Source organism: Micromonospora sp. NBC_01412 (assembly GCF_045040215.1).
Classification (GTDB): domain Bacteria; phylum Actinomycetota; class Actinomycetes; order Mycobacteriales; family Micromonosporaceae; genus Micromonospora; species Micromonospora rubida.
In genome coordinates, this window is record NZ_CP109528.1 from 6,275,764 (window position 1) to 6,301,690 (window position 25,927).

The 25,927-nt window shown below is 72.9% G+C and carries 25 protein-coding genes and 2 pseudogenes; 12 read left to right on the forward strand and 15 right to left on the reverse strand.

What is annotated here, in order from left to right; translation table 11 throughout:
- Positions 1–433 precede the first annotated feature (433 nt).
- Positions 434–580, forward strand: coding sequence for a hypothetical protein (locus OG617_RS27485; RefSeq protein WP_405095840.1), 147 nt, complete (start codon positions 434–436; stop codon positions 578–580).
- 52 nt (positions 581–632) lie between these two features.
- Here OG617_RS27485 and OG617_RS27490 read toward each other — a convergent pair whose 3' ends face one another.
- The 4 genes from OG617_RS27490 to OG617_RS27505 form a co-directional block, all read right to left on the reverse strand.
- Positions 633–2,750 (reverse strand): HelD family protein, encoded by a 2,118-nt coding sequence (locus tag OG617_RS27490; protein WP_405095841.1) that lies wholly within the window; start codon positions 2,748–2,750, stop codon positions 633–635.
- Between the two features lie 228 nt (positions 2,751–2,978).
- Positions 2,979–3,125, reverse strand: a complete 147-nt coding sequence (locus tag OG617_RS27495) for a hypothetical protein (protein ID WP_405095842.1) — start codon at positions 3,123–3,125, stop codon at positions 2,979–2,981.
- Positions 3,126–3,413: 288 nt separating this feature from the next.
- Positions 3,414–3,695, reverse strand: a complete 282-nt coding sequence (locus OG617_RS27500) for a hypothetical protein (RefSeq protein WP_405095843.1) — start codon at positions 3,693–3,695, stop codon at positions 3,414–3,416.
- Positions 3,696–3,760: 65 nt separating this feature from the next.
- The gene (locus OG617_RS27505; RefSeq protein WP_405095844.1) at positions 3,761–4,000 is read right to left on the reverse strand and encodes a winged helix-turn-helix domain-containing protein; all 240 of its coding nucleotides are present in this window, start codon (positions 3,998–4,000) and stop codon (positions 3,761–3,763) included.
- A 185-nt stretch (positions 4,001–4,185) separates the two neighbouring features.
- Here OG617_RS27505 and OG617_RS27510 point away from each other — a divergent pair, with 185 nt between their 5' ends.
- Together OG617_RS27510 and OG617_RS27515 are read left to right on the forward strand one after the other, a co-directional pair.
- Positions 4,186–4,356 carry a hypothetical protein gene (locus OG617_RS27510; RefSeq protein WP_405095845.1) on the forward strand — a complete coding sequence of 57 codons (171 nt, stop codon included), beginning with the start codon at positions 4,186–4,188 and terminating at the stop codon, positions 4,354–4,356.
- A gap of 46 nt (positions 4,357–4,402) precedes the next feature.
- Positions 4,403–5,481: pseudogene (locus OG617_RS27515) on the forward strand (helix-turn-helix domain-containing protein).
- An 81-nt stretch (positions 5,482–5,562) separates the two neighbouring features.
- Here OG617_RS27515 and OG617_RS27520 read toward each other — a convergent pair.
- On the reverse strand, positions 5,563–6,243 hold the full coding sequence (locus OG617_RS27520; protein ID WP_405095846.1) for an SAM-dependent methyltransferase: 681 nt from the start codon (positions 6,241–6,243) through the stop codon (positions 5,563–5,565).
- Positions 6,244–6,495: 252 nt separating this feature from the next.
- Positions 6,496–7,341, reverse strand: coding sequence for a CHAP domain-containing protein (locus OG617_RS27525; protein ID WP_405095847.1), 846 nt, complete (start codon positions 7,339–7,341; stop codon positions 6,496–6,498).
- 241 nt (positions 7,342–7,582) lie between these two features.
- On the opposite strand from OG617_RS27525, the gene OG617_RS27530 reads away from it, so the two are divergent.
- Positions 7,583–9,397, forward strand: a complete 1,815-nt coding sequence (locus OG617_RS27530) for a pentapeptide repeat-containing protein (protein WP_405095848.1) — start codon at positions 7,583–7,585, stop codon at positions 9,395–9,397.
- 95 nt (positions 9,398–9,492) lie between these two features.
- On the opposite strand, the gene OG617_RS27535 is transcribed toward OG617_RS27530, so the two are convergent.
- The 4 genes from OG617_RS27535 to OG617_RS27550 form a co-directional block, all read right to left on the reverse strand.
- On the reverse strand, positions 9,493–9,648 hold the full coding sequence (locus tag OG617_RS27535) for a hypothetical protein (RefSeq protein ID WP_405095849.1): 156 nt from the start codon (positions 9,646–9,648) through the stop codon (positions 9,493–9,495).
- A 7-nt stretch (positions 9,649–9,655) separates the two neighbouring features.
- Positions 9,656–9,862, reverse strand: coding sequence for a helix-turn-helix transcriptional regulator (locus tag OG617_RS27540; RefSeq protein ID WP_091094605.1), 207 nt, complete (start codon positions 9,860–9,862; stop codon positions 9,656–9,658).
- Positions 9,862–10,320, reverse strand: coding sequence for a DUF2975 domain-containing protein (locus tag OG617_RS27545; protein ID WP_405095850.1), 459 nt, complete (start codon positions 10,318–10,320; stop codon positions 9,862–9,864). Before OG617_RS27545 ends, OG617_RS27540 begins: the two co-directional genes overlap by 1 nt.
- 169 nt (positions 10,321–10,489) lie before the next feature.
- Positions 10,490–11,158: a TetR/AcrR family transcriptional regulator C-terminal domain-containing protein gene (locus OG617_RS27550; RefSeq protein WP_405095851.1), complete on the reverse strand. Its 669-nt coding sequence runs from the start codon at positions 11,156–11,158 to the stop codon at positions 10,490–10,492.
- A gap of 98 nt (positions 11,159–11,256) precedes the next feature.
- On the opposite strand from OG617_RS27550, the gene OG617_RS27555 reads away from it, so the two are divergent.
- Positions 11,257–12,483, forward strand: a complete 1,227-nt coding sequence (locus tag OG617_RS27555) for an amidohydrolase family protein (protein ID WP_405095852.1) — start codon at positions 11,257–11,259, stop codon at positions 12,481–12,483.
- Positions 12,484–12,565: 82 nt separating this feature from the next.
- On the opposite strand, the gene OG617_RS27560 is transcribed toward OG617_RS27555, so the two are convergent.
- Together OG617_RS27560 and OG617_RS27565 are read right to left on the reverse strand one after the other, a co-directional pair.
- Complete coding sequence (locus OG617_RS27560; RefSeq protein ID WP_405095853.1) at positions 12,566–13,300, reverse strand: SDR family oxidoreductase; 735 nt, start codon at positions 13,298–13,300, stop codon at positions 12,566–12,568.
- A gap of 102 nt (positions 13,301–13,402) precedes the next feature.
- Positions 13,403–14,881: a glutamate--cysteine ligase gene (locus OG617_RS27565; RefSeq protein WP_405103978.1), complete on the reverse strand. Its 1,479-nt coding sequence runs from the start codon at positions 14,879–14,881 to the stop codon at positions 13,403–13,405.
- A gap of 182 nt (positions 14,882–15,063) precedes the next feature.
- Here OG617_RS27565 and OG617_RS27570 point away from each other — a divergent pair, with 182 nt between their 5' ends.
- On the forward strand, positions 15,064–15,402 hold the full coding sequence (locus tag OG617_RS27570; protein WP_405095854.1) for a DUF3817 domain-containing protein: 339 nt from the start codon (positions 15,064–15,066) through the stop codon (positions 15,400–15,402).
- A 60-nt stretch (positions 15,403–15,462) separates the two neighbouring features.
- On the opposite strand, the gene OG617_RS27575 is transcribed toward OG617_RS27570, so the two are convergent.
- Positions 15,463–16,323: an alpha/beta fold hydrolase gene (locus OG617_RS27575; protein WP_405095855.1), complete on the reverse strand. Its 861-nt coding sequence runs from the start codon at positions 16,321–16,323 to the stop codon at positions 15,463–15,465.
- Positions 16,324–17,179: 856 nt separating this feature from the next.
- Between OG617_RS27575 and OG617_RS27580 the strand changes: the two genes are divergently transcribed.
- Positions 17,180–18,046 carry an alpha/beta fold hydrolase gene (locus tag OG617_RS27580; RefSeq protein ID WP_405095856.1) on the forward strand — a complete coding sequence of 289 codons (867 nt, stop codon included), beginning with the start codon at positions 17,180–17,182 and terminating at the stop codon, positions 18,044–18,046.
- Between the two features lie 56 nt (positions 18,047–18,102).
- Here the strand turns inward: OG617_RS27580 and OG617_RS27585 are convergent, their stop codons facing one another.
- Complete coding sequence (locus OG617_RS27585) at positions 18,103–18,648, reverse strand: hypothetical protein (protein WP_405095857.1); 546 nt, start codon at positions 18,646–18,648, stop codon at positions 18,103–18,105.
- Between the two features lie 159 nt (positions 18,649–18,807).
- On the opposite strand from OG617_RS27585, the gene OG617_RS27590 reads away from it, so the two are divergent.
- From OG617_RS27590 to OG617_RS27600, 3 genes are read left to right on the forward strand one after another with little or no spacing between them, the layout of a single operon-like run.
- Positions 18,808–19,932, forward strand: a complete 1,125-nt coding sequence (locus OG617_RS27590; RefSeq protein WP_405095858.1) for a Vms1/Ankzf1 family peptidyl-tRNA hydrolase — start codon at positions 18,808–18,810, stop codon at positions 19,930–19,932.
- Positions 19,925–21,685, forward strand: a complete 1,761-nt coding sequence (locus OG617_RS27595; RefSeq protein ID WP_405095859.1) for a thiamine pyrophosphate-binding protein — start codon at positions 19,925–19,927, stop codon at positions 21,683–21,685. Before OG617_RS27590 ends, OG617_RS27595 begins: the two co-directional genes overlap by 8 nt.
- 52 nt (positions 21,686–21,737) lie before the next feature.
- Positions 21,738–22,799 carry an iron-containing redox enzyme family protein gene (locus OG617_RS27600; protein ID WP_405095860.1) on the forward strand — a complete coding sequence of 354 codons (1,062 nt, stop codon included), beginning with the start codon at positions 21,738–21,740 and terminating at the stop codon, positions 22,797–22,799.
- A 63-nt stretch (positions 22,800–22,862) separates the two neighbouring features.
- On the opposite strand, the gene OG617_RS27605 is transcribed toward OG617_RS27600, so the two are convergent.
- Positions 22,863–23,084, reverse strand: a complete 222-nt coding sequence (locus OG617_RS27605) for a CDGSH iron-sulfur domain-containing protein (RefSeq protein WP_405095861.1) — start codon at positions 23,082–23,084, stop codon at positions 22,863–22,865.
- 234 nt (positions 23,085–23,318) lie between these two features.
- On the opposite strand from OG617_RS27605, the gene OG617_RS27610 reads away from it, so the two are divergent.
- Together OG617_RS27610 and OG617_RS27615 are read left to right on the forward strand one after the other, a co-directional pair.
- A complete protein-coding gene (locus tag OG617_RS27610) occupies positions 23,319–24,722 on the forward strand; it encodes a hypothetical protein (protein WP_405103980.1) in 1,404 nt (467 codons plus the stop codon).
- Positions 24,723–25,020: 298 nt separating this feature from the next.
- Positions 25,021–25,893: pseudogene (locus OG617_RS27615) on the forward strand (SigB/SigF/SigG family RNA polymerase sigma factor); the annotation flags it as partial.
- Positions 25,894–25,927 lie beyond the last annotated feature (34 nt).

The following is a 25,927-nucleotide window of genomic DNA, read 5'->3' on the forward strand; positions in this document are numbered from 1 at the left end:
CCGTGGAAACGCGGGTTTCGAGGCGGGTTTCGAGGCGGGTTTCGACGTGGTTGTCGCCACGCTCGCGGACACCCTGGCCGAGATCCACAGATCCGAACCACTCTCTCGTGGAGCCGACCTTCCCCGGGCCTGACAGTTGGCGCGGGACCGGGTGAGGCAACCGTCGCCGACGAGGGCTGTCGGGGGGAGGGATCGGTGACGTGCTGGGTTTGACCGGTTTGACGGACGGGGTGGGCGTTGGCGTCGTCGCCGATCTGCTGGTGATACCTGTATCGGCTCCTTTGCTCTGCTGCCCCCTGTGCAACGTGCGCGGCGCGCGGCGTTTCCTGCCGTCCGTTCATGCTGGCCCGTGCCATAAGGCGGCTTCGTGCTGGTGTTGCGGTGACGGCAGCAGAGCAAAGGGGCGAGTGGGCATGACCCGTCTGCTGGTCCGTTGCTCTCCGACGACGGCGTCACCTGGCTGGGCACGGCGGCGCTGGTGCGGGCGTCGGATCCGGACGACGCGCGCGCATTGCTGACCTCGGACCGGTACGCCGACATCGAGGTGCACAACTGGGAGTTCGGCGGCCGGCCGTCCTGACCGGCGGGCGGCTGCGGACCGGTCAGTGTGTTTTCCACGGGCGTGGCGATTGCTAGGTGAGCATCAACTGCCCGAGTTCCTGGGTGCATCGGGTGAGCGCGACGTAGAGACCGTTCCAGCCGCGCGGTTCAGCAGCGATGCCCTGGGGGTCGATGAGTAGCGTCGCGTCCCATTCCAATCCCTTGGACTGGGTCGCGGTGAGCACCGGCACGTCGCTCAGCATGGCTAGGAGTTCGGCGATGCGGTCGGCGGGGGCGATCACCCCGACCATGCCGCCGTACCACCGCTGCTGCAGCTCCCGCACAGCTTGGACGGCGGCGTCGGCAAGCTCGGCGGGCGTGATCCTGAGCTCCCAGGGGGCGATGCCGGAGGAGCGTACCGCCCGGGGCGGCGCGTTGTGGCTGCCTGCCTTCTTCAGCACCGAGTCGGTGAGGTCCATGACCTCGCGCGGGGTCCGGTAGCAGATGGTCAGTTCCGCAGCGGTCCAGCGGTCTCCGAAAGCAGCCCGCACCGCCTGTGCCCAGCTGGTGTGCCGGTGCGCTGCCTCCGCCTGGTCGATGTCGCCGACCGCGGTGATGGAGCGACTGGGACAGCGCCGTAGGACCATCTGCCACTGCATCTCGGACAGCTCTTGCGCCTCGTCGATGACGACGTGGCCGTACACCCAGCCGCGCTGCCGGCGAGCGCGGTCGGCGACGAACTCGCCCTGTGGTTGCGGGGCTTCGACCTCACCCAGCAGGTCGGCGAGGGCATCGAGCAGGGGGATGTCGCTCGATGCCCACGGGGCGGGCTCCGCCGAGACGGCGGTGATCTCCTCCGGGGACAACTGCGGGGCGAACCGGGCCAGCAGGGTGCGGTCGGTCAGGAGATCGCGCAGCAGGTGCTCGGCGTCGAGGGTGGGCCACCATGTCTCGATGAATCGGGCGATGGTGGCGTTCTCGGCGATGCGAGAACGGAGTTGCTCGATCTCCTCCTCGGAGAGTAATCCGTCGACGTCGCTGCCGGTGGACGTCCTGCCGAAGGGTTGGTCGTGCTTCATGCCCCTGTCGAAGCGGGCGAGGATGTCCTCGAAGCCCTCCTCCATCTCGTTCATCAGCGCCTCGCGCTGCTCGACGACGGCCTCGGCAAGGAGGTGGTGCAGCTGCTCGGCGAACGCCGCGCGGGCGCGGTGGTACGGACGTCCCTGCACCGCCGAGGCAAGCGCCTGTGCCACTGCTGCGGCTGCGATGACGTAGAACTCGCCCTCCCAGCGCAGCTTCAGCTCGCGGGGCCGGGGGAGCAGCGACGTGACGTAGTTTTCGAGCGCGGGTTGCCAGAGGGCGCGGCCCTTGATTTCGGCGAGAAGCCTGCCCTCGTCGCGGCCCACGCGGATCTCGGTCAGCAGAGTGTCGCAGGTCGCCGACACGACGGCGGTCTCACCGAGCGCGGGCAGCACCTGGGCGATGTACTGGAGGAACCGCGGCGAGGGGCCGAGGACCAGGACCGCTTGGTCGGCCATCTTTCGGTGGGCGAACAGCAGATAGGCGACGCGGTGCAGAGCGACGACGGTCTTGCCGGTGCCGGGACCGCCCTGAACGATCAGCGGGCCGGTCGCCTCGGCCCGGATGATGTCGTCCTGTTCGCGTTGCAGCGTGGAGATCGCCGTCGACATGTGGCCGGTGCGCCGCTGGTCGAGGGCGGCCAGTAGAGCGCCTTCACCGACGAGTTCCGCCGTCATGGTGCCGTCCAGCGGCTCGTCGTCCACGCCGACGACGACCGATCCCGCCGTGTGTACGTGACGGCGCCGTGCCTGACCTTGTGGGTCGACAGCCGTCGCGGTGTAGAACGGCCGCGCTGCGGGAGCGCGCCAGTCCACCAGCAGTGGCTCACTGTCCTCGCCGTCGGTGCGGAGACCGACCCGGCCCACGTGTCGCACGGTGCCATCGAGGCCGTCGAGGCGGCCGAAGACAAGCCCTTCCCGTGCTCGCCGCAGCTCTTCGTACTGCTGGCGGAGCATGCGCTGCCGGGCCCGCTCCAACGCGTCCAGGGCGTCTGAGGAGAGCTCGGCCTGCAGGTGGTCGGCCAGCCTGTCGCGCCGGGCCGTGGCCACATCGAGAAACTCCTGTTCCTCGGCGATCGCGGCTCGGTGGGCGCCGGCAGCGCCGTTGTGCAGAGCAGAATTCCGGCGCATACGCAAATCCTTGTACTGGTTGTCCCCCTCGACCCGGATGGGCCGGAGTGCATTCCGGCGGCAAGTATAGAACCGGCTCTCCTCGTCAACCAGGAACTCTGTCGGTAGAGATGACAATCTCAATGCCCTTGCAGTTCCGGTCCCCGCGTGGCCTAACCCAATTCTGAGCCGTTTGTTGACAGTTCGTTCTTTATCTGATCTGAATGCCGCCGGTGGGCAGTTTGCTGCTCACCGGGGTTGCGCGCAGTACGGCGCGGAGTGGTGGGTAACGCTCATCTCAGCTCGTACCCTGGCGAGTTCGGCGGTCCGCTCCGGACCAGCAGGGACGAGGGTGAAGTCGGAGTTCTGGATCGGCAACTCTTCGAGATCGGTCAAGTCCGGTGCGTCGTCGAAGCACATCTGCAGCTCAATCTGCCAGTACTCCGGCTATTCGCAGTCCGCGTCGTCGAGCGCCGCGAGTTACCGCGTGAGCGACAGGCAGAGCCGCTCGGCGGCCCAGCCTCGTACGGGGGTCCCAATGGGCGGCGAACCAGCCGAGCACGGTCGAGTCGGGCGTGGCGACGACCCGCTTGCTGAACGGCGACTCCTCCCGCCACCGGCACACGAAATACATCCGCTGACTCTAGGCGAGCGGTCACGCGTGACGTGGTGCCCAGGCGCCGGTCACGACCGGGCGGAAGCACCGCCGGTCATGTACACCGGGGCGTGTTGGGCCCGGGCGCATATCGCCGCGTGGACTCGTGGAGCGACGTTGCCGGGAAGACGCTGCTCGGCCTCCTGGTCTGAGAAGAAGCCGACGTCTTCCAACTCTTGCCCAGACAAGTTCAGGCCGTCGAGGCTGGTGATGGTCCCGCAGTCGAACGTGAAGCTGATAATCGCGCGTGGCCTCTGTTCTGCGGACGGTGCCCAGTCCACGACGAGGAGCTCGCCTACCGCGACAGCCACCCCAAGCTCTTCCGTATGTCTGTGTTCTGGCCGAGGATGATCGAGCCGGCACGGCGAGCTGGGCGCTATTCCGCGACGAACACGCCCACGCCGGGAAGCGTCTCGGTCATGCCCTTGATCCGTAACACCTGCATCGCGCGGTCGATCACCGGCTCGGTGACCCCGTAATGCTCGATGAGTTCCCGCCTGCTGGGCAGCTTCGCGCCTGGCGGGAACTCTCCCGACGTGATGCGCTTGGCGAGGTCGTCGGCGATCTGCTCATAGCGGTAACGCGGTGGCACTGTGTTCCCCTCGGTTGGCAACACGAGTAGACCACCTCTGCCAGCCCTTGACTACCCAACGGTACCTATGGGAGGTTGTTGGAGGAGGTCGCCCCCCTCGGTTGGCGCTGTTGGGCCGTCCTCGCCGGCGTGGATGCCCGTCGCGCTTCGGCCGCCGGGCATCCACGCTTCGGAATATCTGATGACAGCAACGGCTCGATGGAGGCGGCATGCGGGGCCAGAGCGATGAGACGGCACAGAGTCGGGGTGAGCAGGCCGAGGCGGCCGAGCGGGAGGCCGCCCGGAAGCGGCTGCTCGACCTGGCGGAGGCGGAGCGCGTACCGGTGGAGGAGACCACCCGGGCGGTGCCGGACCGGCGGTGGTTACGTGACCAGCGCTGACGAGCCGATCGGCCGCCGGGTGGCGTGCTGGCGGGTGCGGCGGCGGATGACGCAGCAGATGCTCGCGGATCGGCTCGGCCGGTCGAAGAGTTGGGTGGACAAGGTCGAGCGGGGCGTCCGCTCGCTGGACCGGTACCCGGTCGTCCAGGAGGTCGCCGAGGTGCTCCGAGTCGATGTGCTGGCGCTGCTCGGCGAGAACCGCCCGCCGCCGACGAGTGTCGGCCCGCTGGGCGGGGTGGACGAGGTCCGCGCCGCCCTCGCCCGCTACGACATCCGCCGGGCGACGGCGTCGGTGGCGGAGACGGGCCGGCACGTGGAGCACGCCTGGCTGACCTACCAGCACGCGTACTACGCCCAGTTGGTGCGGCTGCTGCCGGGGCTGCTGGATGCCGCCCGGGGCCTGCGCGTGGACGCGCCGGAGCTGCTGGTGCAGGCGTACCGGATCACCTCTTCGGTGCTGGTGAAGCTCGGCGAGGCCGACCTGGGGTGGCTGGCCGCCGACCGCGCGGTGGCCGTGGCCGGCGGCGATCCGGTGCTGACGGCGTCGGCGGCGGTGTCGGTCGGGCAGGCGCTGCGGGCGCTGGGCCGCGACCGGTTGGCGCTGGCGGTGACGGGCGACGCCGCGCGCCGCCTTGCGCCGTCGACGGTGCACGGGGCCCTGCTGATCCAGGGGGTCCTGGCCGCCGCCGGTTGCGGCGATGCCGGCCGGGCGGGGGAGCTGGCCGACCGGGCCGCCGGGGTGGCCGCCTCGCTCGGGGCCGGGGACGACCCGCACCGGACCAGCTTCGGGCCGGTCGCCGTCGAGTTGGCCCGGGTGGTGGCGGCGGTCGAGCTGGGGGAGGCCGGGGAGGCGGTGGGTCGGCACGAGCAGGTGGTACGAGGGAGGCGTGGCGGCGGTTGCCGGCCGAGTATCGGGCCGGGTACCTGGTGGACGCCGCGCGGGCGTACTTGCAGGTGGGTGACCTGGACGGGGCCGGGCGGGTGCTGGTCGACGCGGACGGTGTCGCGCCGGCCGAGGTCCGGTGCCGGCCGGCGGCGCGTACGGTGATCGCTGAGGTCGCGCGGGCGCACCCGGTGCCGGCCGGCGTGGCGCGCCTGGCGACGCTCGTCGGCCTCACCCGGTGACCGAGCCGCCCTGGCGGGCGAGGCCCGTCCCCTACGGCCAGCCACCAGGGCCCCGCCCGACCCACCCGGCTCGGAACGGGTTCAGTTCTTGCGCGCGGTCACCAACGCGAACGTGAGAAGCTCGCCGTTGTCTGCGGTGAGCATGTCGATCACGGGCTGGTGCGATGCCTGGCGAGCCGGCTGCGCCTCGGCACCTGCCCGGGTCCACAGCAGCCAATCCCGCCAGCCGTCCTGTTGCAGTCGCGCTGACGTGACCGTCACCAGTTCGGTGATCTCCCAGTGGAAGCGCCACCACTGCGCCGTGTGCCAGGCGACCGCCTCCCAGCCGACCACCTTCTTGATGTGCGCGGGGATGGCCCCGAGCTCGCGGATCTCCCGGGTCATCGCGGGCGTCGCCATACCCAGCTGTCCACCCGGGCGCAGGAACCGCACCAGGTACGGCAGGTAGCTGTCGGCCGTGCCGAAGTACTCGAAGGCGTCGACGCTCACGATGGCATCGAAGCTCTCCTCCTCGAAGGGCAGGACGTGCGCCTCTGCCCGCACCGCATCCACCCGGTCGCTGACGCCGGCCTCGGCGAAGACGGCCGCCGCCTCGTCCGCGCCGACCCACCAGTCGGCCGCGACGATGTGAACGCCGTACTCGCGGGCGAGGAACACCGACGTCGCGCCCTTGCCGGAACCGAGGTCGAGCACCCGCATCCCCGGGCGCAGATCAAGGTCCCGAGCGAGGTCCTCCAGCAGCCACAGGGGGTTCGGCCCCATGTCGAGCCTGAGCAACCACGCCGGGTCGTAGCGGGATGAACGGGGATAGCGATCCGGCCGCACAAGTTGATCCAGGGCAGTCACGAGGACTGACCCAAGCTGATCACGGGCGCTCGTACAACCTCATTTCGCTACTGCGGACGGCAGGTCACGATCTTGAGCATCCGCAATTCGTGGCGGCGATCACCTGCGATGCGGGCACGCCCACCTCGTTGGGCCGGCGTGCCCGCATCCCTCAGCTGAGGCAAAAGGTCACTTGAAGCGGATGAACTTGGAGAACTGGTTGTTGGCGGTTCCCACCGACACCGTCCGGTGGCTGTACTTGTCCGCGCTGACGTAGTTGTACTCGTCGATCTCGAAGGTGCCGTTGGAGTTCACGCTGGTGACGAAGGCGACGTGACCGTAGGTGCCGCCCAGGCGGACCGCGACGTCACCGGCCTTCGGGCTGTTGTAAACCGGCACCCCGGCGCGCCCGGCAGCGGCCACCCACTGGTTGGCGTTACCCCACTGCGCCTGGCCGGCGTACTGGTTGTGGAAGGGTATGCCGACCCGGCTCCGCACCGCCCAGGCAGCGAAACTGGTGCACTGTCCCTTGTAGAAGTTCCAGGGGTCGATGCCCGAGGTCGCACCCTTGTACGGGTAGTCGTCCTTGGCCGGATAGTTCGTCCCGACGGAGATCAGCTGGTGGGACGCGTTGTTGTTCTTCAACGTGGCGTTCAGGTTCGCCTTCACGCCGGGCGCGAAGTTCTGGTAGGCGTAGGAGGCGTTGTAGTCGCTGTTGTAGTAGACCCGCACCGTGTTGCTGGTGCGGTTCCATACGGAAGCGGCGTTGTTCTTGACGCACTGGCCCTGGCCGCTGCCGGCACCCTTGAACTCGTAGCAGCTCGGCTGGGTCGAGCCGTAGTCGGCCAGTGATCCGGCGTGATCGGAGATCGATCCCGCGTTGTCGCTGTTGTAGTAGTAGCAGAATTCGCCGGCGTCGCAGATTCCGTCGCGGGCCGCAGCCTGAGCAGGCGCGGCGACCGCCAGAAGGCCGAGAGTTGCGCCGAGCACGCTCGCGCCGAGGGCGCCGAGGACGCGAACGGTGATTCTGGGCATGTCCACTTCCCTTCCAGGGGTAGGTGACGACGGGCTCACCCTACAAGTCATCGATCAATTGACATATACCTTGCCCGCATCGAGGCCCGGTGTCGGCCCGGCGCGCGTACGGTGACCGCCGAGGTCGCGTGGGCCCACCCGGCGCCGGCCGGCGTGGCGCGGCTGGCGACGCTGGTGGGCCTGACCCGGCGACCACGCCGACACCATCGGGCTGGCGGCGGCCGGCGGCAAGAACCTCGAGGTGTTCTCGCCGAGCATCGGCCGTCAGCTCCTCGAACTGGGACTGATCGACGAGATCGACCTGCACATCGCGCCGGTCCTGCTCGGCGAGGGCACCCGGCGTCACGACGCCGGGATGTTGTCACCGCCCGCCGCTATCCTTCGCCGGCACGTCGGGGACGGTCCTGGCGGGATTGCCGGTGGACGGGCTGCCGCACCGGGTCTGGAGGGGCACGTGCCGGTCGGGCAGGTAGGCGTCGAGGCGTTCCGGATCGCCGTCCGGCAGGTGACGCAGGCGCGGGGCGCGGAGCGGGAGGGCGCCCTGCGGCGGCTGGCGGAGTTCGGCGCGGCCGACCCGGCGCTGCGCCAGGACGCGGCCGACGCGATCTGCGCCTACCTGCGTACACCCCCTGCCGCGACTGCGGTGGCCGGAGCGGGCGCTGCGGACGGCGAGGACGGCGAGCCGCGGCGGGAGGCCCTGCGGGTGCTCGTCGGGTTGCTGCGCCCCGCCTCCGGGGCGAGTGAGGACGCGGGGGCGGGCGGGGCGTCGCCGGGTGTCGTCGTGGACCTGTCCGGTGCGATCCTCGTGGAGGCCGATCTCGGCGGCTGCGAGCTGGCCGGGGCCCGGTTCGCCGACACCCGGTTCTTCGGGGCGACCTCGTTCGCCGACGCCCGGTTCACCGGCGACGCGGTCTTCGCCCGTGCCGTCTTCCACGGCCCGGCCCGGTTCGACGGCGCCCGGTTCGCCGCCGACGCCGTGTTCGGGCGTGCCCGGTTCCGGGGTCCGGCCAGCTTCGAACGGGTCGGCTTCGCCGCGATGGCCTGGTTCGGGCGGGGCGAGGAAGAACTGTGGGAGGACGATCCAACCTGGGACGCCGTCGAAGGCGTCCGACCCGCGCCCTGGGACGAGCCGAACGAGGACGACCCGGGCTGGCCCGTCGCCGTCCTGATGGGCGACTACCAGGGCTGGGAGGAGGGCGGCGACGGGGCCCGGTTCGGCGGGGCCGTGTCGTTCCGGAGCGTCCGCTTCGACGGCCCCGCCTGGTTCTGGAAGGCGCGGTTCGGCGCGGACGCGACGTTCCGGGACGCCTGGTTCGGCGGGCCGGTGCACCTCGACCAGCCCAGTATCGACCTCGACGGCGCCCGGTGGGCCGGCACGGCCGGCGAGGAGCCGGCGCGCTGGCCCCTCGGCTGGGCGTCCGCGCCGGGGCCGGACGGCACGAGCGTGCTCGTCGCGGACGGCTCGGTCGCGCCCTACTCCCGTCAGCTCGCCGACCGCGATCCCGACGTCCGCCGCGCGGGGCTGCGGGCCCTCGGCGAGCTCGGTGACGGGCGGCCGGAGCTGCGCCAGCGCGTGGCCGACGCCGTGTGCGCGTACCTGCGGGTGCCACTGCTGTTCGACGTGACCGGCGAGCTGACCCCCGCCCAGGCCGGGGAGGTCCGGCTGCGGCGCGACGCCCAGGGGCTGCTCGCCGAGCGCCTGCGCCCGGCACCCGTCAGCGCGGGTGGAGCGGGAGAACGGCACTGGCCGGAGACGGACCTGCCGCTGTGCGGCGCGACGCTGGTCGACCTCGACCTCAGCGGGTGCCAGGTCGGTCACGCGGACTTCACGGGCGCCCAGTTCCACGGCGCCACCCGCTTCGACGCGAGCGCGTTCGCCGGGGCCGCCTTTCGGCTCGGCGGTCCCGAGGGGCGCGCCTCGTTCCACGGCGACGTCACCTTCGCCGGGGCGCGGCTCGACCGTCGGCGCGGGGTCCGGGACGTCCTCGGTGGCGTCGTGTTCCACGCCGGCGCCGTCATCGACGACCCCGAGGCCCCGTCGGCGGGGGAGGGCTGAGCGTCGCGTTCCCCGGAGACGTCGTCCAGCACCACCGTGACGCGGGGCATGCCGGACGCCGAGGGTACGGGACGACAGGGCCGGCCGTGGTGCGGCTACCCGCCGCGCCGGGCCGTTCGCACGACGAACACGATCGCGCCGACGATGAGCACGACGCCCAGGAGTTGGAGGCCCGGCGAGTCGTCGGCCTCCCCGCACACGATGCCGGCGACGCCGATCGCGACGGCGAGGACGGCGACGAAATACCTCATCGTTTCCTCATTCCTCGACCCACTCGAGCAGGTCACCGGGCTGACAGTCGAGCACCCGGCACATGGCTTCCAGCGTGCTGAACCGGACGGCCTTGGCGCGACCGTTCTTCAGCACCGCCACGTTCGCCGGTGTGAGCCCGACGCGCTCGGCGAACTCACCGACGCTCATCTTGCGTTTCGCCAGCTCGACGTCGATGCGGACGACGATGGGCATCAGATCACCGCTTCCATGTCGGTGCGCAGTGTCGTGGCCTGCCGCAGCAGAGCCCGCATCACCACCATCAGGAGCCCCAGCACGGCGACACCCACCAGCATCAGGAACAGCAGGACCGGCAGCCCGGGGTCTGAGGCGTTGATGCCGAAGTAGAGGAACACGCCCAGCAGCACCACCCAGGCGGCGGCGATCGCCCACACGATCGCGTCCACCCACGCCAGGGCGGCGTCGCTGAAGATGCGGTCGCGCTTGACCAGGGTGAGCAACTTCCAGGTGGAGACGATCACGACCTGGATGCACAGCACCCAGAACACCGTGACGGCGGTCATCGGCCACCTGAGGTAGGCCTGGTCCGGGGACTCCTTGGCCATGTGCGCGAACTGCCCGGGCAGCGAGAGGGTCTGGAACATGACCAGGATCCCGAACAGCAGCACCAGAAAGACTCTGAGCGGGCCCACCGCTCGATGCTCTGCCAACATGCATCGACTATCGCTCGCAACCTATCGACTGTCAATAGGATTGCCCGGGTTGGTGGCCCGCCACGTACGGCTCTGAGGCGTTCCGATATCGCTCGCCGTGAGCTGGGCGAGGGTCGGGTCGGCGGTGACGGCGTCTGCGGACGTCCAGCTAGGCCAGGCGGACGCGAACCCCCTCGACGATGAGGCCCAGCCCGTACTCGAAGGTCTCCTCACCGCTGGAGGCGCCGACCTCGTCGATGGCGGCGGAGAGGTGGGGGGCCGGGCGCCCCGATCGCAGCAGGGCCAGCCGGGCGGGGTCCGCCCCGGGCTGCTCCGCCGGGTCGGGCTCGCGGTCCAGTTCGCCCTGCTCCTCGAGGACGAAGCCGGCCACGTACGTGTTGACGGTGACCAGGCAGCGCAGCGCCGTGCCGGGGCGGCAGTCCGCCACCTGCGCGAAGGTGCCGACCGCGGCGTCGAGCAGCGGGAAACTCTCGGCCAGGGGCCGGGTGCCGGCCACCAGACGGGCGCCGTCGCGGCGAGAGAGCAGCAGCCGCCGGTAGTCGCGGGCGCGCGTGGTGATCCACTCGTCCCACGCCCCGGCGGGGACCTCGGGCAGCGCCCGGAGCCAGTCCAGCGTCATCAGGTGCGCGACGTGGTCGAGCAACTCCTGCTTGTTCGCGAAGTGCCAGTACAGCGCGGGCGCCTTCACGTCGAGCTCGGTCGCGAGCCGGCGCATCGTCAGCCCGTCCAGGCCCACCTCCTCGACCAGCCGCAGGGCGGTGCGGACCACGTGGTGGCGGTCGAGCCGGGTCGCCCGGCCGGGGGAGGAGGAGGTCACGCTTGACAGATTAACACCGTTCAAGTAATCCTTAACGCCGTTAGGGGCTTAACGGCGTTAAGGAGTCGTGAGCCCTCTCGAAGGAGAGGAAGCTGATCATGATCACCGCCATCACCGGCGCCCGGATCTTCGACGGCGAACGCGTCATCGAGGAGCGCACCGTCGTGCTCGACGGGCAGCGGATCGTGGCGCTCGGGGGGCCCGTGCCCGACGGCGCGACCGTCGTCGACGCCCGGGGCGCGACCCTGCTGCCCGGTCTCATCGACTCCCACGTCCACACCTCCCCGGCCGGGCTGCGGGATGCGCTGCTCTTCGGGGTCACCACCGAACTGGAGATGCAGGGCCGATTCACGTCGGTGCGGCGCGGGAAGGTCGCCGACAGTGACAACCTGGCGGACGTGCGCTCCGCGGGCTTCGCGCTGACCGCCCCCGGCGGCCACCCCTCCGAGCTGTTCCCCGGGGACGGCCCGCCCCCGGGCGTCGAGCTGCCCGACCCGTCCGAGGGGCCGCTCGTGATGCCGGACGTCAGCACCCCGGAGGAAGCGGCCGCTTCGGTGGCGGCGCTGGTCGCCGACGGCTCCGACTACATCAAGATCATGATCGAAGAGGGGAGCGTGCTGGGCCACCCCGGGCTGCCGATGATGAGCGAGGAAACGGTCGCCGCCGGGGTGCGCGCGGCGCACGAGCACGGCCGGATGGCGCTCGCACACGCCCTCACGGCGGAGGCCACCGCCCAGGGCATCGCGACGGGGGTGGACGGGTTCACGCACGTGTTCATCGACCGCCCGCACCCCCCGGAGCTGGTCGCCGCGCTGGCCGACGCCGGCGCGTTCGTCATCCCCTGCCTGGTGCTGGTCTCGTCCATCATGGGCGGCACCGGCGCGGAGCTGGCGGCCGACGAGCGGGTGCGGTCGAAGCTGAGTCAGCCGTGGCTGGACACCCTGTGCGGCAGCTTCGACGTGTACCCGCAGGGCAAGCTCGATGACGTGCTGGCCACGGTCGGCGCCCTGCACGCGGCCGGCGTCGACGTCCTGGCCGGCACCGACGTGTCGGTGCCGGTGCCGTCCCTGGGCGGCCTCGCGCACGGCGCGAGCCTGCACCACGAGCTGCGGCTGCTGGTCGCGGCCGGGCTCACCCCCGTCCAGGCCCTGCGGGCGGCCACCGCCCTGCCCGCCCGCCGGTTCGGGCTGACCGACCGTGGCCGGGTGGCGCCCGGTGCCCGCGCCGACCTGCTGCTGGTCGACGGCGACCCCACCACCACCATCACCGACACGCTCGGGATCCGGGCCGTCTGGCGCCGCGGCGTCCGGCAGGAGACGGCCTGATCGCCGCGTCCTGCCCGCCGCCGGGCGGGCTCAGGCGATGCCGCCGTTGGGCGGGCTCAGGCGATGCCGCCGCCGGGCGGGTTCAGGCGATGCCGCCGTTGGCGCGGACGACCTGCCCGTTCACCCACCGGCCCGGCCCGGCCAGGAAGGCCACGACCTCGGCGATGTCCTCCGGGGTGCCGAGCCGCTCCAAGGGTGGCTGGGCGGCCATCCGGGCGACGGTCTCCTCGTCCTTGCCGTCGAGGAACAGGTCGGTGGCGGTCGGGCCGGGGGCCACCGCGTTGACGGTGACGTCCCGGCCACGCAGCTCCCGGGCGAGGATCAGGGTGAGCGCCTCGACCGCCCCCTTGGTCGCCGCGTAGCCGGCGTACCCGGGCAGGGCCAGGCCGATGATCGAGGTGGAGAAGTTGATGATCGCCCCGCCCCGGCGCAGGCGGCGGGCGGCCTGCTGGTTGACCACGAAGGTGCCCCGCACGTTGGTGCGGTGCATCCGGTCGAGCGCGTCGAGGTCGAACTCGGCGACCGGGGCGAGCGTCATCACGCCGGCCGCGTGGACGACCACGTCGACGCCGCCGAAGGACGCCTCGGCGGCGTCGAACAGGGCGGCCACCGCCGTCTCGTCGGCGACGTCGGCGCGTACCGCGATGGCCCGGCCGCCGGCCCCGGTGACCGTCGCGACCACGGCCTCGGCCTGGGCCTGGTTGCCGCCGTAGCCGACGGCGACCGCGATCCCGTCCGTGGCCAGCCGCAGGGCGGCCTGCCGGCCGATACCCCGGGAGCCACCGGTGACGACGGCGACGCGGGTGGGGCTGCTCATGGTGCACTCCCTAATGTGTACGCTGCGTCCATATAACCAGCACGCGGAGTCGGCGGCGGCGTTCACCCCCATCGAACGGGCAGCCGCCCGGGCCACGGGTGTTCAGGGGACGGGCCACTCGTGGACCGGGCGGTTGCTGTGCATCAGGTCCACGTAGTGCCGGACCACCTCGCGAAGCGCCGCCGGCCGGTCCAGGTGGTCGGCGGACTCCAGCCGGTGCAGCGTCTCCACCTGCCAGGTGGCCCCGTTACGGCCGGTCAGGCAGCGCTGCTCGATGATGCCGAGCAGCCGGTCCCGCTCGTCCGGGTCCAGCCCCCAGCGGTCCAGGCCGTGGTGGGCCAGCGGCAGCAGCCGGCGCAGCACCAACTCGGTGACGGGCAGGTACCCCAGACCGGGCCAGAACACCTGGGCGTCGATGCCGTGCCGGGCACCGCTGGTGAAGTTCTCCTCGGCGGCGCTGAACGACATCTGCGACCACAGTGGCCGGTCCGACTCGGCGAGGGCCCGGACCAGACCGAAGTAGAACGCGCCGTTGGCCACGGTGTCCAGCACAGTCGGGCCGGCGGGCAGCACCCGGTTCTCCACCCGCAGGTGCGGGCGGCCCTTGAACACGTCGTACACCGGGCGGTTCCAGCGGTAGACGGTGCCGTTGTGTAGTCGCAGCTCGGCGAGCTTCGGCACGTCACCGCAGGCGAGGGCCTCGGCCGGGTCCTCCGGGTCGCACACCGGCAGCAGCGCCGGGAAGTAGCGGACGTTCTCCTCGAAAAGGTCGAACACCGTGGTGATCCACCGCTCGCCGAACCACACCCTCGGGCGTACCCCCTGGGCCTTGATCTCCTCCGCCCGGGTGTCGGTGGCCTGCTGGAACAGCGGGATGCGGGTCTCGCGCCACAGCTCCCGGCCGAAGAACAGCGGCGAGTTCGCGCCGAGGGCCACCTGGATGCCGGCGATCGCCTGGGCGGCGTTCCAGTAGTCGGCGAACTGGGCCGGGCTGACCTGGAGGTGGAACTGGGTGCTGGTGCAGGCCGCCTCGGGGGTGATGGTGTCGGCGGTGACCGCGAGCCGCTCGACCCCGCTGATCGAGATCCTCAGGTCCTCGCCGCGAGCGGCGAAGATCTGCTCGTTGAGCAGCTTGTAGCGCGGATTGGCCGACAGCGTCTCGGCGGTCAGGTGCTCCGGGCGCAGCGTCGGCAGGATGCCGATCATCACCATGTGCGCGCCGATGCCACGGGCCTTCGTCTCGGCGGCGTTCAGGCTGGCCCGGATGTGGTCCTCGAACGCGGCGGTGCCGGCGCCGGCCAGCCGGCGCGGCGCGACGTTGATCTCGATGTTGAACTGCCCAAGCTCGGTCTGGAAGCTCGGGTCCGCGATGGCGGTCAACACGTCGGCGTTGCGCATCGCCGGCATCGAGTCGTCGTCGACCAGGTTGAGCTCGATCTCCACCCCGGTCATCGGCCGCTCGACGTCGAACCGGGACTCCCGAAGCATCTCGGCGAAGACGTCCAGGCACCGCCGCACCTTCTCGCGATAGCGTGCCCGGTCCTCGCGGCTGAATGTCCGTACACCGACGTCCTCGCCCATCGTCACCGCCCTGTCACCGTTGGTCCCCCTAACCTCGCACGGCGGCGCGGGCCGGGGAAGACCCGAAGGTCCCTACACGTACCCAGCCGGGGCCCGCGTGATCCCCGTCGCGTCCGCCCGTCGCAACCCGGATCGGCCGGCCGGGCTGGTTAACATGGCCGGCAACCGGTGGGGGAGTGACGATGCGCGAGAAGATCACCAAACTGTTCGTGGCGGCGGCGATCGCCGAGGCCTGCTCCTGGCTGGCCCTGCTGGTCAGCATGGCCGTCAAGTACGGGCCGCCGGACAACGAGATCGGGGTGAAGATCTTCGGGCCGATCCACGGCGGGCTCTTCGTCGTGTACGGCCTGCTGGTGCTGGCCGTGGCCTGGCTGCACCGGTGGCGGCTGTGGCCCACCCTCGTGGCGCTGGCCTGCGCCGTCCCGCCGTTCGCGACCCTGATCTTCGAGCGCTGGGCCGCCCGGCGGGGCATGCTGCGCACCGCACCCGAGCCGGACCGCCCGCTGACCCCGGTCGGCTGACCGCAGCCGACACCCACGGGGCCCCGGCGCGCTGGCTCGGCTCACCAGCCCCGGTGCCTGTCAGCCGGTGAGAAAGGCGGCCAGCGTGGCGGCGAGTTGCTCCGGCGCCTCCTCGGCCATGTGGTGGCCCGAGTCGATCGCGGCGACCCGTACGTCGTCGGCCCAGTCCCGCCAGATCGCCGCCGGGTCGCCGTACAGGTCGACCATGTCGTCCCGCTCCGACCAGCAGAACAGCACCGGGCAGGCGATCCGCCGCCCGGCGGCCCGGTCGGCGTCGTCGGCCGCCCGGTCCGGGCCGAGCCCGGCCCGATAGTCCTCGCACATCGCGTGCACCGTCGCCGGGTCGTGGATCGCCCGGTGGTAGTCGGCGTACGCCTCCGCGCCCATGACGGCCGGCGAGCCGCCGTACCAGGCGTCCGGGTCGGCGGTGATCACCCGCTCCGCCGGCTTGTCCGACTGGCCGAGGAAGAACCAGTGCCACCAGCGGGCCGCGAACCGGGCGTCGGCGCGGGCCAGGGCCTCGCCGATCGGCACCCCGTCGAGCACCCCCAGCCGGCTCACCCGGCCGGGGTGGTCCAGCGCCGTGCGCATCGCCACGTAGCAGCCCCGGTCGTGCCCGATCACCGCCGCGCGGTCGTGGCCGAGCGCGTCAAGCAGGCCGACCACGTCGCGGGCCATCGCCCGCTTGGCGTACGCGGTGTGGCCGGGGTCGCTCGGCGGCTTCGACGAGCCTCCGTAGCCCCGCAGATCCGGGCAGATCACGGTGTGCTCCCGGGCCAGCAGCGGCGCGACCCGGTGCCACGTCGCGTGGGTGCGGGGGTGGCCGTGCAGCAGCACCACCGGCGGTCCTGACCCGCCGTGACGCACCCGCAGCCGGACTTCTCCGACGTCGATCTCTTCCAACGCGAATCCCTCGAACATGGCACCCCGTTGCCCGCCCCCGCCCCGCCGGAAACCCCGCGACTCGTTGCGGCCCTCCCCAGGCTCACGCTGACCCCAAGGCCACGTGGACCCAGGGGGATTGCGAAGTCGGGCGGGAGCGCTTCGATCAGGAGGTCTGGGGGTTCTGGCGTGGGCGCCGCTCGACGGCGGGTGTGCCTCCCGGCGCCTATGGAGCTGAGTCGGATACGACATCACCTACGCCCGCCGCGCTCGGCGACCGCAAGCGACGACGCGACGGCGGTGGAACACGACGGTGGTGGGTAACGCGACGGTGGTGGGTGACGCGACGGTGGTGGCCCGACCGGCGGTGATGACGTGGACGACTCAGCTCCAAAGGCACCGCCCCACCCCATCGACCGCCCCGCCCACAACTCCGCCACCGCCACGGTCCCCGGGCCGACCAGGGACCGCACCCGCGACAACGCAATGACCCTGCGCCCCACAAGGTCACACTATTTCACGGAATTAGTGGCCTTACGCGGGCGCGAGGCCACTAACGTGAAATGGCAGGCGCGCGGGGGCGCAGCCGGTGACGGTTGTGCCCAGCGTCGTGGTGCTGGCCCGACATGCCGCCGTTCGCGATCCTGGTCTTCGGGCATTGGGGCGCCCGGGGTGGGGATGCGATGCTGCCGATCACCGGCGGCCGGAGCGAACGCTGGTCGGCTGACCGTGCGGCCCGCCGACATGGTCCGGGTGTTCCAGGTGGACCGCCCCGCCGCCGGATGGTCAATAGGCGGCCGGGCAGCCGAGCTTCCGTACGCACGCCTGCGCTATTGCCTTCCGGGCTGGCGGCCGTGTTCGCGGGGCTCCGCGGTCCGTGGCAGAATCCGGCGGCGTGCAGCGCTTTCGCTCCTGGGACGGCACCGACCTCGGCTACCGGCTCGTTGGTTCAGGTCCGCCGCTGGTCTGCATCCCCGGTGGCCCCGGGCAGGCCGTCGAGTATCTGGGTGAGCTGGGCGGGCTCAGCGCGCACCGGACCCTGGTCCTGCTCGACAACCGGGGCACGGGCGGGTCCGGCGTGCCGGCCGATCCGGCGACCTATCGCGTCGACCGGATCGTCGAGGACGTCGAGGCGCTGCGCCGTCACCTCGGGCTGGACCGGATGGACCTGTTCGGGCACTCGGCCAGCGGCGGGGTCTGCCTGCTCTACGCTGCCACTTATCCGCGCCGGCTCGACAGCCTTGTGCTGGTCGACCCGTCGCTACGGGTGGTCGACCTCCAGTCGGACCTCGGGGTTGCGGAGGTGCTCGCCCTGCGGGCGCACGAACCCTGGCACGCGGAGGCTGTCGCCGCGCTGCACGCCGAGGCCGGCACGCCGCAGGAGTTGGCGCGGTACCGCTGGCTGTCCGCGCCGCTGCTGTACGGCGAGTGGAACGCCGCGGCGCGGGCGCAGGCGTCCGCCGAGCCGGACCAGTTCGCCCCGCCCGCGACGGACGGTTTCTACGCCGGCTTCGTCCCTGATCCGGCACTGCCGGGGCGGCTCGCGGCGCTTCCGACGCCGGTGCTGCTGGTGGTCGGTGAGTACGACATCTGGCCGACCCGCACGGCGGTACGCGAGCTGGCCGCGCTGCTCGGCGACGCCGAGCTGGTGGTGCAGCCACGGGCGGGGCACTTCCCCTGGGTGGACGACCCGTCGGCATTCGCGGCCACGGTGGAGCGATTCCTCGCCCGCGGCCGGACGGCGGGCCGCGCCGGCCGGTAGCGCGCCGGCCGGTAGCGCGCCGCCCGCGCCGCGTGGAAATCCGCCAGGGGGTTCCCTCAGGTGAGCACGACGGCGACGGCGATCGCGGCGATCAGCACCGCTCCCAGCACGGCCTGGATCAGCAGCGGCGGGCCGAGATGGCTCCACAGGGTGGCGGTGCGCGGGCGCAGCAGTTGCCCGGTGGTGAGGTTGACGATCCGCTCCACCCGGGGCGGCAGGTCCGGGTCCTGCGGCCGGAGGGTGATCTGCACCCAGTCGGCCGGGTGCAGGGCGCTCTGCGGCAGGTGCCCGTGCAGCTCCACCTCGCAGAGCTGGTCGGCGGCGTCGCGCAGCCGCAGCGGGGTGACCAGGAACTCCGGGCCCTTGCGCAGCTCCTTCCAGCTGCGCCGGGCCCCACCGCCGCCGCTGGACAGCAGGGAACGCAACGCCAGCAGCAGCAGGCCCATCACGCTGGCCGCCGTCACCACGGCGACCAGCACCGGCTGGCCGATCCTCAGCTCGCGGGGATAGCCGTCGAGCAGCCGGACGACCCGGCCGGTGACGATCCGCTGCGTGGGGCGAGCGATCCGCCGGTATTCCAGGTCGCTGTCCATGTGCACCACCGAGAGTCGTTCACCACCGAGAGTCCGGTTCCCTGCACTGATCGTATCCGCACGCTCGGGTGAACGACGTGAATGAACGTGAGTCACGTTCGTGGCGCGGTCAGGTGACAAGGCCACCGGCGCGGGTAAGCGGGGGGCCGAGCTGGAAAGGGGTCGAGCATGCAGCTGTCCTTCCTGCGCCCGCTCTACAACCGTCCCGGGCCGTGGTGCTCGGTATATCTGGACGCCTCCCGGGACACCGAGGACGCCCGTCCGGCGCTCGACCTGCGCTGGCGGGCCCTCAAGGGCGAACTGCTGGCACAGGGCGCCGACGCGCCGACCGTGGACGCCGTCGAGCGGGTGGTCCGTGGCCACGACCCGATGCCCGGCGACTACGGCATCGCCGTGTTCGCGGCCCGGGGCCGGGCGGTGCTCAGCGAGTACCTGTCCGCGCCGCCGCTGCGGGACCTGGCGGCGGTCTCGGAGCTGCCGCACACCATGCCGCTGCTCGCCCAGCGCGGCGAACAGATCGCCTGGGTGCGGGTGCTGGCCGACCGGACCGGCGCCGACGCCGTGGCGGTCAGCGCGGGCGGGGTGCCCCGCCGCGCCCACATCACCGGCCGGGAGGACTTCCAGCTGCGCCGGGTCAAACCGGGCGGCTGGTCGCAGTCCCGCTACCAACGGGCCGCCACGGAGGCGTGGCACCACAACGCCGGCGACGTGGCGGCGGCCACCGTGGAACTGGCCGAGAAGGTCGGCGCGGACGTGCTGGTGGTCGCTGGTGACGTACGGGCCACCGGCATGATCGCCGCCCAGCTTCCCGAGCGCTGGCAGGACGTGGTGGTGCGTACCGACGCCGGGTCGCGGCACGGCGGGGCGGACCCGACGCTGATGGACGACCTCACCGTGCAGACCATCGCCGAGGTGGCCGACCAGCGGGTCACCGCCACACTGGACCGCTTCGGCATGCAGGAGGACGTCGGGGCGGGTCTCGACTCGGTCGTGTGGGCGCTGCAACGCAACCAGGTCGACACCATGCTGATCGTGGACGACCCGTCGTCCACGGAGGAGCTGTGGATCGGCCCGCGGCCGACCGACATCTCCACCGACCCGGGGCTGCTCACCGCCATGTCGGTGCCCGACCCGCACCGGGTACGCGCCGACGCGGCGCTGGTCCGGGCGCTGGTCGGCACCGACGCGGAGCTGACCGTGCTGGCCCCCGAGGAGGCGCCCGAGCTGACCGACGGGGTGGGCGCGGTGCTGCGCTACGTCGACGCCGCCACCCCCGGGCGGGGAAATGGCTGAGCGTACGGGGGCCGACCTGGTGGTGGAGCGGCTGCGGGCCTGGCGGGTGCCACGCGTCTTCGGCTGCCCGGGCGAGGCCATCGCCCCGGTCGTCGCGGCCCTGGACCGCTCGGGCGGGGACCCGGAGTTCGTCCCCGCCCGGCACGAGGAGACCGCCGCCTTCATGGCCAGCGGGCACGCCAAGTTCACCGGCGAGATCGGCGTCTGCCTGGCCACCCAGGGGCCCAGCGCCGTCCACCTGCTCAACGGCCTGTACGACGCCAAACTGGACAGCAAGCCGATGGTGGCGATCGTCGGGGAGGACATCACCGGTCCGCTCGGCGGCGCCCACGAGGAGATCGGGCTGAGCCGGCTCTTCGGCGACGTCTGCAACCAGTTCGTCCGGTACGGGCGCGCGCCCGAGCAGGTGCCCGGCGTGCTGGACCAGGCGTTCCGCACCGCCGCCGCGACCCGCAGTCCGACCTGCGTCGTGCTGCCCCGGGAGGTGCAGACGGCCGTGGTGCCCGACCTGCTGCCGCAGGCCGCCGGGGTGACGTCGGCGACCCCGGGGGAGCCGCTGGCCCGGGTGCTCCCGCACGACGCCGACCTGGCCGCCGCCGCGTCCCTGCTCGGCGCCGGCGGCCGGCTGGCGATCCTGGTCGGTCAGGGCGCGCACGGCGCGGCCGACGAGATCTTGACGCTGGCCGACCGACTCGGCGCCGGGGTGGCCACCAGCCTGCTCGGCAAGCCGGTGCTGGACGAGCGGCTGCCGTTCCACACCGGGGTGCTCGGCGAGGTCGGCAGCACCGCCGCCGCGCAGCTCATGGGTGGCTGCGACACCCTGCTGATGGTCGGCACCAACGATCCGTGGACCGACTACTACCCGATGCCAGGGCAGGCCCGCACGATCCAGATCGACATCGACGGTCGCCGGATCGGCAGCCGCTACCCGGTGGACGTGCCGTTGGTCGGCGACGCCGGTGAGACGCTGCGCGCGCTGCTCGACCGGGTGCCCGACCGGTCCCGGCGGGACTGGCGCCGGACGGTGGAGAGCTCGGTGGACCGGTGGCGGGAGGAGGCGGCGGCCCGGGCCGGGGAGCCCGGCGAGCCGGTCAACCCGCAGCTCGTGCTGCACCAGCTCTCCGCCCGGATGCCCCGCTCGGCCGCGGTCACCGTCGACGTCGGCTCGGTCATCTACTGGTACGCCCGGCACCTGGAGCTGCCGCCCGGGGTGACCGCCCAGCTCTGCGGCACCCTCGGCTCGACGGGCTGCGCCCTGCCGTACGCGGTGGCGGTGAAGCTGGCCCGCCCGGACCGGCCGGTGATCGCGCTGGCCGGGGACGGCGCGATGCAGCTCAACGGCCTGGCCGAGCTGATCACCGTCGCCCACCACTGGCGGGAGTGGACCGATCCCCGGCTGGTGGTGCTGGTGCTCAACAACCGCGACCACTCGGGCACGGGCGGCGGCCGGTCACCCGCCGGGGCGTCCGCCCGCCAGCCCGACGTGCCGTACGCCGGGTGGGCCCGGCTGCTCGGCCTGCACGGCGTCCGGGTGGATCGGCCGGAACTGGTCGGCGCGGCGTGGGACGAGGCCCTCGCCGCGGACCGGCCGAGCGTGCTGGAGGCCGTGGTCGACCCCACCGTGCCGCTGCGCCCGCCGGAGCCGGCGCTGGCCGACCTGCGGGGCCTGTTCGCCGACGGCACCGCGGCCCGGCTGGTCCGGGAGCGGATGCTCGACACCGGGGTCGTCGTCGAGGCCGACGACCTCGTTTAGTCCCGCCGGGCCGGGGCACCCGCCGGGTACGCCGGCACCCGCGAGGAGAGCCATGCCTGAGCCCGCCGACCGTCGCTACGGTCCCGCGCCCCTGCCGAGGGCCCGGGGCCCGGTCTCCGCCGCGCTGGTGGCGGCGCTGCGCCAGCCACCGCACGACCCGCCGGTGGGCCTCGGTGCCCGGTTCGCCCCGGACGACGGCGGGCTCGGCCCGATCATCGACGAGGACCTCCAGCTGACCCTTTTCCTCTGCTACGAGCTGCACTACCGGGGCTGGGCGGGGGTGGCCGAGCACTGGGAGTGGCAGCCCGGCCTGCTGGCCCTGCGGGCCGGGGCCGAGCGGGTCTTCGAGGCGGCGCTGCGCCGGCTGACCGGCCCGTCGCCGGCGGTGCCGCCCGCCGGCGTACCTCGGGCGCTGGCCGAGCTGGTGGCCGCCGACGACGGCCCGGCGCTGGCCGTCACGGTGCAGCACCGGGCGACCCTGGAGCAGTTCCGCGAGTTCGTCGTGCACCGCTCGGTCTACCACCTGCGGGAGGCGGACCCGCACAGCTGGGGACTGCCCCGGCTCGGCGGGCCGGCCAAGGCCGCGCTCGTCGAGATCCAGATGGACGAGTACGGCAACGGGCGGCTGGACCGGATGCACGCCGAGCTGTTCCGGCGCACCATGGACCGGCTCGGCCTGGACATCGGCTACGCCGCCCACCTGGACCGGGTCCCGGCGGTCACCCTGGCCGCCAACAACCTGATCTCCCTGTTCGGGTTGCACCGCCGGCTGCGCGGCGCGCTGCTGGGCCACCTGGCGGCGTTCGAGATGACCTCCTCGCTGCCGAACCGCCGCTACGGCAACGGCCTGCGCCGGCTCGGCCTGGACGAGGCGGCCACCCGGTTCTACGACGAGCACGTCGAGGCCGACGCCGTGCACGAGCAGGTCGCCGCGCACGACCTGTGCGGCGGGTTGGCCAGGGCCGAACCGGCGCTCGTACCCGACCTGATCTTCGGCGCGGCGGCGGCGCTGGCGGTCGACGGCCTCTTCGCGGGGCATGTCCTGGACGCCTGGGCCCGAGGGGAGAGCTCGCTGCGGCCGGTGAACCGCCCGGCGGTCACCGCCGTCGCCTGACCGCTCGCGTTCGCCCCGGCGCGGCCCGGGAGCAGCTTCGTGCGGGCGGTGTCGGCCGGGCGGTCAGCCCTCCCGGTCGGTGCCGGCGCGGAACCGTACCGCCCTGTGCGTGCCGTCGCAGAACGGCTTGAGCGCCGACCTGCCGCACCGGCACAGCGCCACGGTGCCCCGGCGCGCGTCGATGGTCCGGCCCTCGGGGGTGACCAGGGCGAAGTCGCCGCGGACCAGCAACGGGCCGTCCTCGTACGGGGTGATGGTCGCCGCCGGGGCGTCGTCGGTAGCCATGGCGCACAATCCCCGTCGGGGACACGTCGAAACCCGCCCGCCCCGGGCGGCGCGGCCCATCCGGCGCGGCGTCGGACGCCCCGCCCAGCCGGCACGGCGGGGACCGCAGGGGGCAAGTGCCCGTCCAACGGGGAATGCCCCCGGCGGGTGGCGGAGGCCCCGTTTAGACCCCATCGGGACGGGAAGCCGGGCCGCGTGGCGATCGAGCGAAGCGGGCTGGGACCCGCGCACCCGGTGCGTGGGGGACTCACGGCGGACGGGGCCGGACTGGCCGGGGACCGGGTGGTGGCGGTCGGCAGCACCGGCCGCGTCCTGGTCGCCGCCGCGGCCCGGGCCCTGCGCGGGCAGGACTGCGCCGACATGGGCCAGCCGGGCGCGCTGTCCCGGCTCACCGGCGCGCCCGAGCCGGTGCGCCGAGCCGCCGCAGCCCGGGCCGCCGGACGGGTCGCGCTCACCCCCGACCAGACCGCGGAGGTCGACGCCGCACGGGTGGCGCGGTGGATCGTCGACCAGTACCCGCGCCGCCGCTACCCGGGCGTGGTGCTGGGCTCCCCGCACGGCGCGGCGGCGCACCTGGCGGTGGCCCTGGGCGTGCCCTGGCTGCCGGCCGCGTTCGAGACGACGGTGCACTGGAGCCGGGGGGCGGTGGACCGCCCCGGAGCCGCCCTCGACCATGGCGCGGCGCTCGCCGCCCGGCTGGTCGCCGGCAACCCCGACGTGCACGTGCGGCAGGTGCACTGTCCGGCCAGCCGGGGCGCGCTCGCCGGGGCGACCGTCTCGCTCGCCGTGCGCTGGCAGCGCCTGCCGGCGGCGTATGCCCGGTTCCTGGCCGACCGGGTCGAGCCCGGCGCCCCGCTGCTGCTGCTGCGTGACGCCCGGACGTGGCCGGTGCACGACCTCGGGCTGGGGCACAGCTTCCAGGCCGGCTCCCCGGCCAGCGGGCTGGACCCGGTGGACTTCCACCCGGACTCGCACGCGCTGCGCCAGGTGCTCCGCTCCGCCGGTGGCGAGGGCTCCCGCTGGGAGCCGCCGGAGTTCCACGCCCCGCAGGGCTACGCCGAGCACGGCGTGGAACCCGGGTTCGAGCTCGCCGTCCGGGCGTTGGCCGGGCGGAGCGGGCACCGGCTGCACCGGGTGCTGTTCCCCCGGGTGGAGTCGCTCAGCGGCGCGGTCGCGGACCTGTACCGGGCGTGGCTGCGGCGGGCCGGCAAGACCGGCGACCGGCTGGTCGTCGAGTGCGGGCGGCTGCTCGACCCGTGGCAGGTGCTGCGGGCCGGGCTGGTGCCGTACTGGTGCGAGAACGCCACCCGACGCGCCGTCGACGCGGTGGAGTGGTGGCTCGCCGGCAGCGAGCCGTTCAGCTCGGTGGACGTGCTGCCGGAGTCGCCGGGGATGCGCTCGCCGGCCCTGGCCGGGCTGCCGCAGTGGCTGGCGGTGGCCGCCTTCGGCAGCCGCCGCCGGGCGCTGGACCGCACCGCGGCCCGGGGCTATCCGGTCACGGCGGTGCCCACCCGCCGCGCCACCGAGGTGCTGCGGGCCCAGCCGTACGACCTGCCGGTGCCGCCGCCGCTGCCCATCGAGACCGCCGTCGAGGCGCTGCGCGCCGGGGCCGGCCACCAGGGACTGGTGGTCTGCTGACCCGATCCGCCGCGCCTGGAGTGGCGCCCGGCCGGTGTCGAACCGCCCGCCGCGCAGCCACGCCGAGGCCGGTCGCACCAGCCGGCCGAAACATCCTCGCGACCCCGGGCCGCCGTGATTGAGTACCTACGGAGCGGGAACACCGCTGGCTGCGACGGCCCGGCCACGCCGCGCAGCCTGTGGTAGACGCTCCTCGACGATTCACGTCAGGTGACCCACTTCCGGCCCGGTGCGTGGCTCGACCACGCACGCGACCGGCTTTCCCGATCAGGCGGGGACCTTCCTGAGGGAGGCGCGGATGTTCGGACAGACCACCACGACCACACCACCACCCACCGAACGGGGTCTGGAGGACCTCGACGCGGCGGCGCTGGCGTACGCGGCGCGGATCGAGGGCCTGCCCCCCGAGCGGCGGCAGGAGGCGCGCGACGATCTGGTCCGCTTCGCGCTGCCGTTCGCCGGCCGGCTCGCCCGCCGGTACCGGGGGCGGGGTGAGCCGTTGGAGGATCTGGAGCAGGTGGCCCGGCTCGGGCTGGTCAACGCCGTCGACCGGTACGACCCGGAGCGCGGCTCGTTCACCGCGTACGCGGCGATCACCATCGTCGGCGAGATCAAGCGGCACTTCCGGGACCGGACCTGGGGCGTGCACGTGCCCCGCCGGCTGCGCGACCTGATCCTGGAGGTCGGCCAGGCCACCGCGGCGCTGACCAGCGAGCTGTCCCGGGCCCCGTCCGTGGCGGAGCTGGCCGAGCGGCTGGAGACCCCGCAGGAGGAGATCCTCGCGGCCCTGGAGTCCGCCGCCGGGTACAGCCCGGCCTCGCTCAACGCGCCGGTCGGCGGGGAGAGCTCGGCCGAGTTCGGCGACCTGGTCGGCGAGAGCGACAACGCGCTGGAGTCGGTCGACGACCGGGTCACCGTCAGCGGGCTGCTGCACCGGCTGCCCTGGCGGGAGCGGCGCATCCTGGCGATGCGCTTCTACGGCAACCAGACCCAGGCCGAGATCGCCGCCCGGTTCGGCATCTCCCAGATGCACGTGTCCCGCCTGCTGTCGCGGGCGCTGACCTGGCTGCGGCAGGCGATGCTCGCCGACGCCGCGTCGCCGTGGCAGAACGGCGCGGCCGAGTCCGAGGGGGGCAGGGCGCGGGTCTCGGCGCGGCACAACGGCGACCGGGCGACCGCCCCGCAGCCGCCCCGCGACTGAGCGG

Excerpts from the sequence above, each read along its gene's own strand:
- OG617_RS27490 (WP_405095841.1), bottom strand. The coding sequence starts at position 2,750 with ATGCGCCGGAATTCTGCTCTGCACAACGGCGCTGCCGGCGCCCACCGA.
- OG617_RS27510 (WP_405095845.1), top strand. The coding sequence starts at position 4,186 with ATGCGGGGCCAGAGCGATGAGACGGCACAGAGTCGGGGTGAGCAGGCC.
- OG617_RS27520 (WP_405095846.1), bottom strand. The coding sequence starts at position 6,243 with ATGGGGCCGAACCCCCTGTGGCTGCTGGAGGACCTCGCTCGGGACCTT.
- OG617_RS27525 (WP_405095847.1), bottom strand. The coding sequence starts at position 7,341 with ATGCCCAGAATCACCGTTCGCGTCCTCGGCGCCCTCGGCGCGAGCGTG.
- OG617_RS27535 (WP_405095849.1), bottom strand. The coding sequence starts at position 9,648 with ATGAGGTATTTCGTCGCCGTCCTCGCCGTCGCGATCGGCGTCGCCGGC.
- OG617_RS27540 (WP_091094605.1), bottom strand. The coding sequence starts at position 9,862 with ATGCCCATCGTCGTCCGCATCGACGTCGAGCTGGCGAAACGCAAGATG.
- OG617_RS27555 (WP_405095852.1), top strand. The coding sequence starts at position 11,257 with ATGATCACCGCCATCACCGGCGCCCGGATCTTCGACGGCGAACGCGTC.
- OG617_RS27560 (WP_405095853.1), bottom strand. The coding sequence starts at position 13,300 with ATGAGCAGCCCCACCCGCGTCGCCGTCGTCACCGGTGGCTCCCGGGGT.
- OG617_RS27565 (WP_405103978.1), bottom strand. The coding sequence starts at position 14,881 with ATGGGCGAGGACGTCGGTGTACGGACATTCAGCCGCGAGGACCGGGCA.
- OG617_RS27570 (WP_405095854.1), top strand. The coding sequence starts at position 15,064 with ATGCGCGAGAAGATCACCAAACTGTTCGTGGCGGCGGCGATCGCCGAG.
- OG617_RS27575 (WP_405095855.1), bottom strand. The coding sequence starts at position 16,323 with ATGTTCGAGGGATTCGCGTTGGAAGAGATCGACGTCGGAGAAGTCCGG.
- OG617_RS27590 (WP_405095858.1), top strand. The coding sequence starts at position 18,808 with ATGCAGCTGTCCTTCCTGCGCCCGCTCTACAACCGTCCCGGGCCGTGG.
- OG617_RS27595 (WP_405095859.1), top strand. The coding sequence starts at position 19,925 with ATGGCTGAGCGTACGGGGGCCGACCTGGTGGTGGAGCGGCTGCGGGCC.
- OG617_RS27600 (WP_405095860.1), top strand. The coding sequence starts at position 21,738 with ATGCCTGAGCCCGCCGACCGTCGCTACGGTCCCGCGCCCCTGCCGAGG.
- OG617_RS27605 (WP_405095861.1), bottom strand. The coding sequence starts at position 23,084 with ATGGCTACCGACGACGCCCCGGCGGCGACCATCACCCCGTACGAGGAC.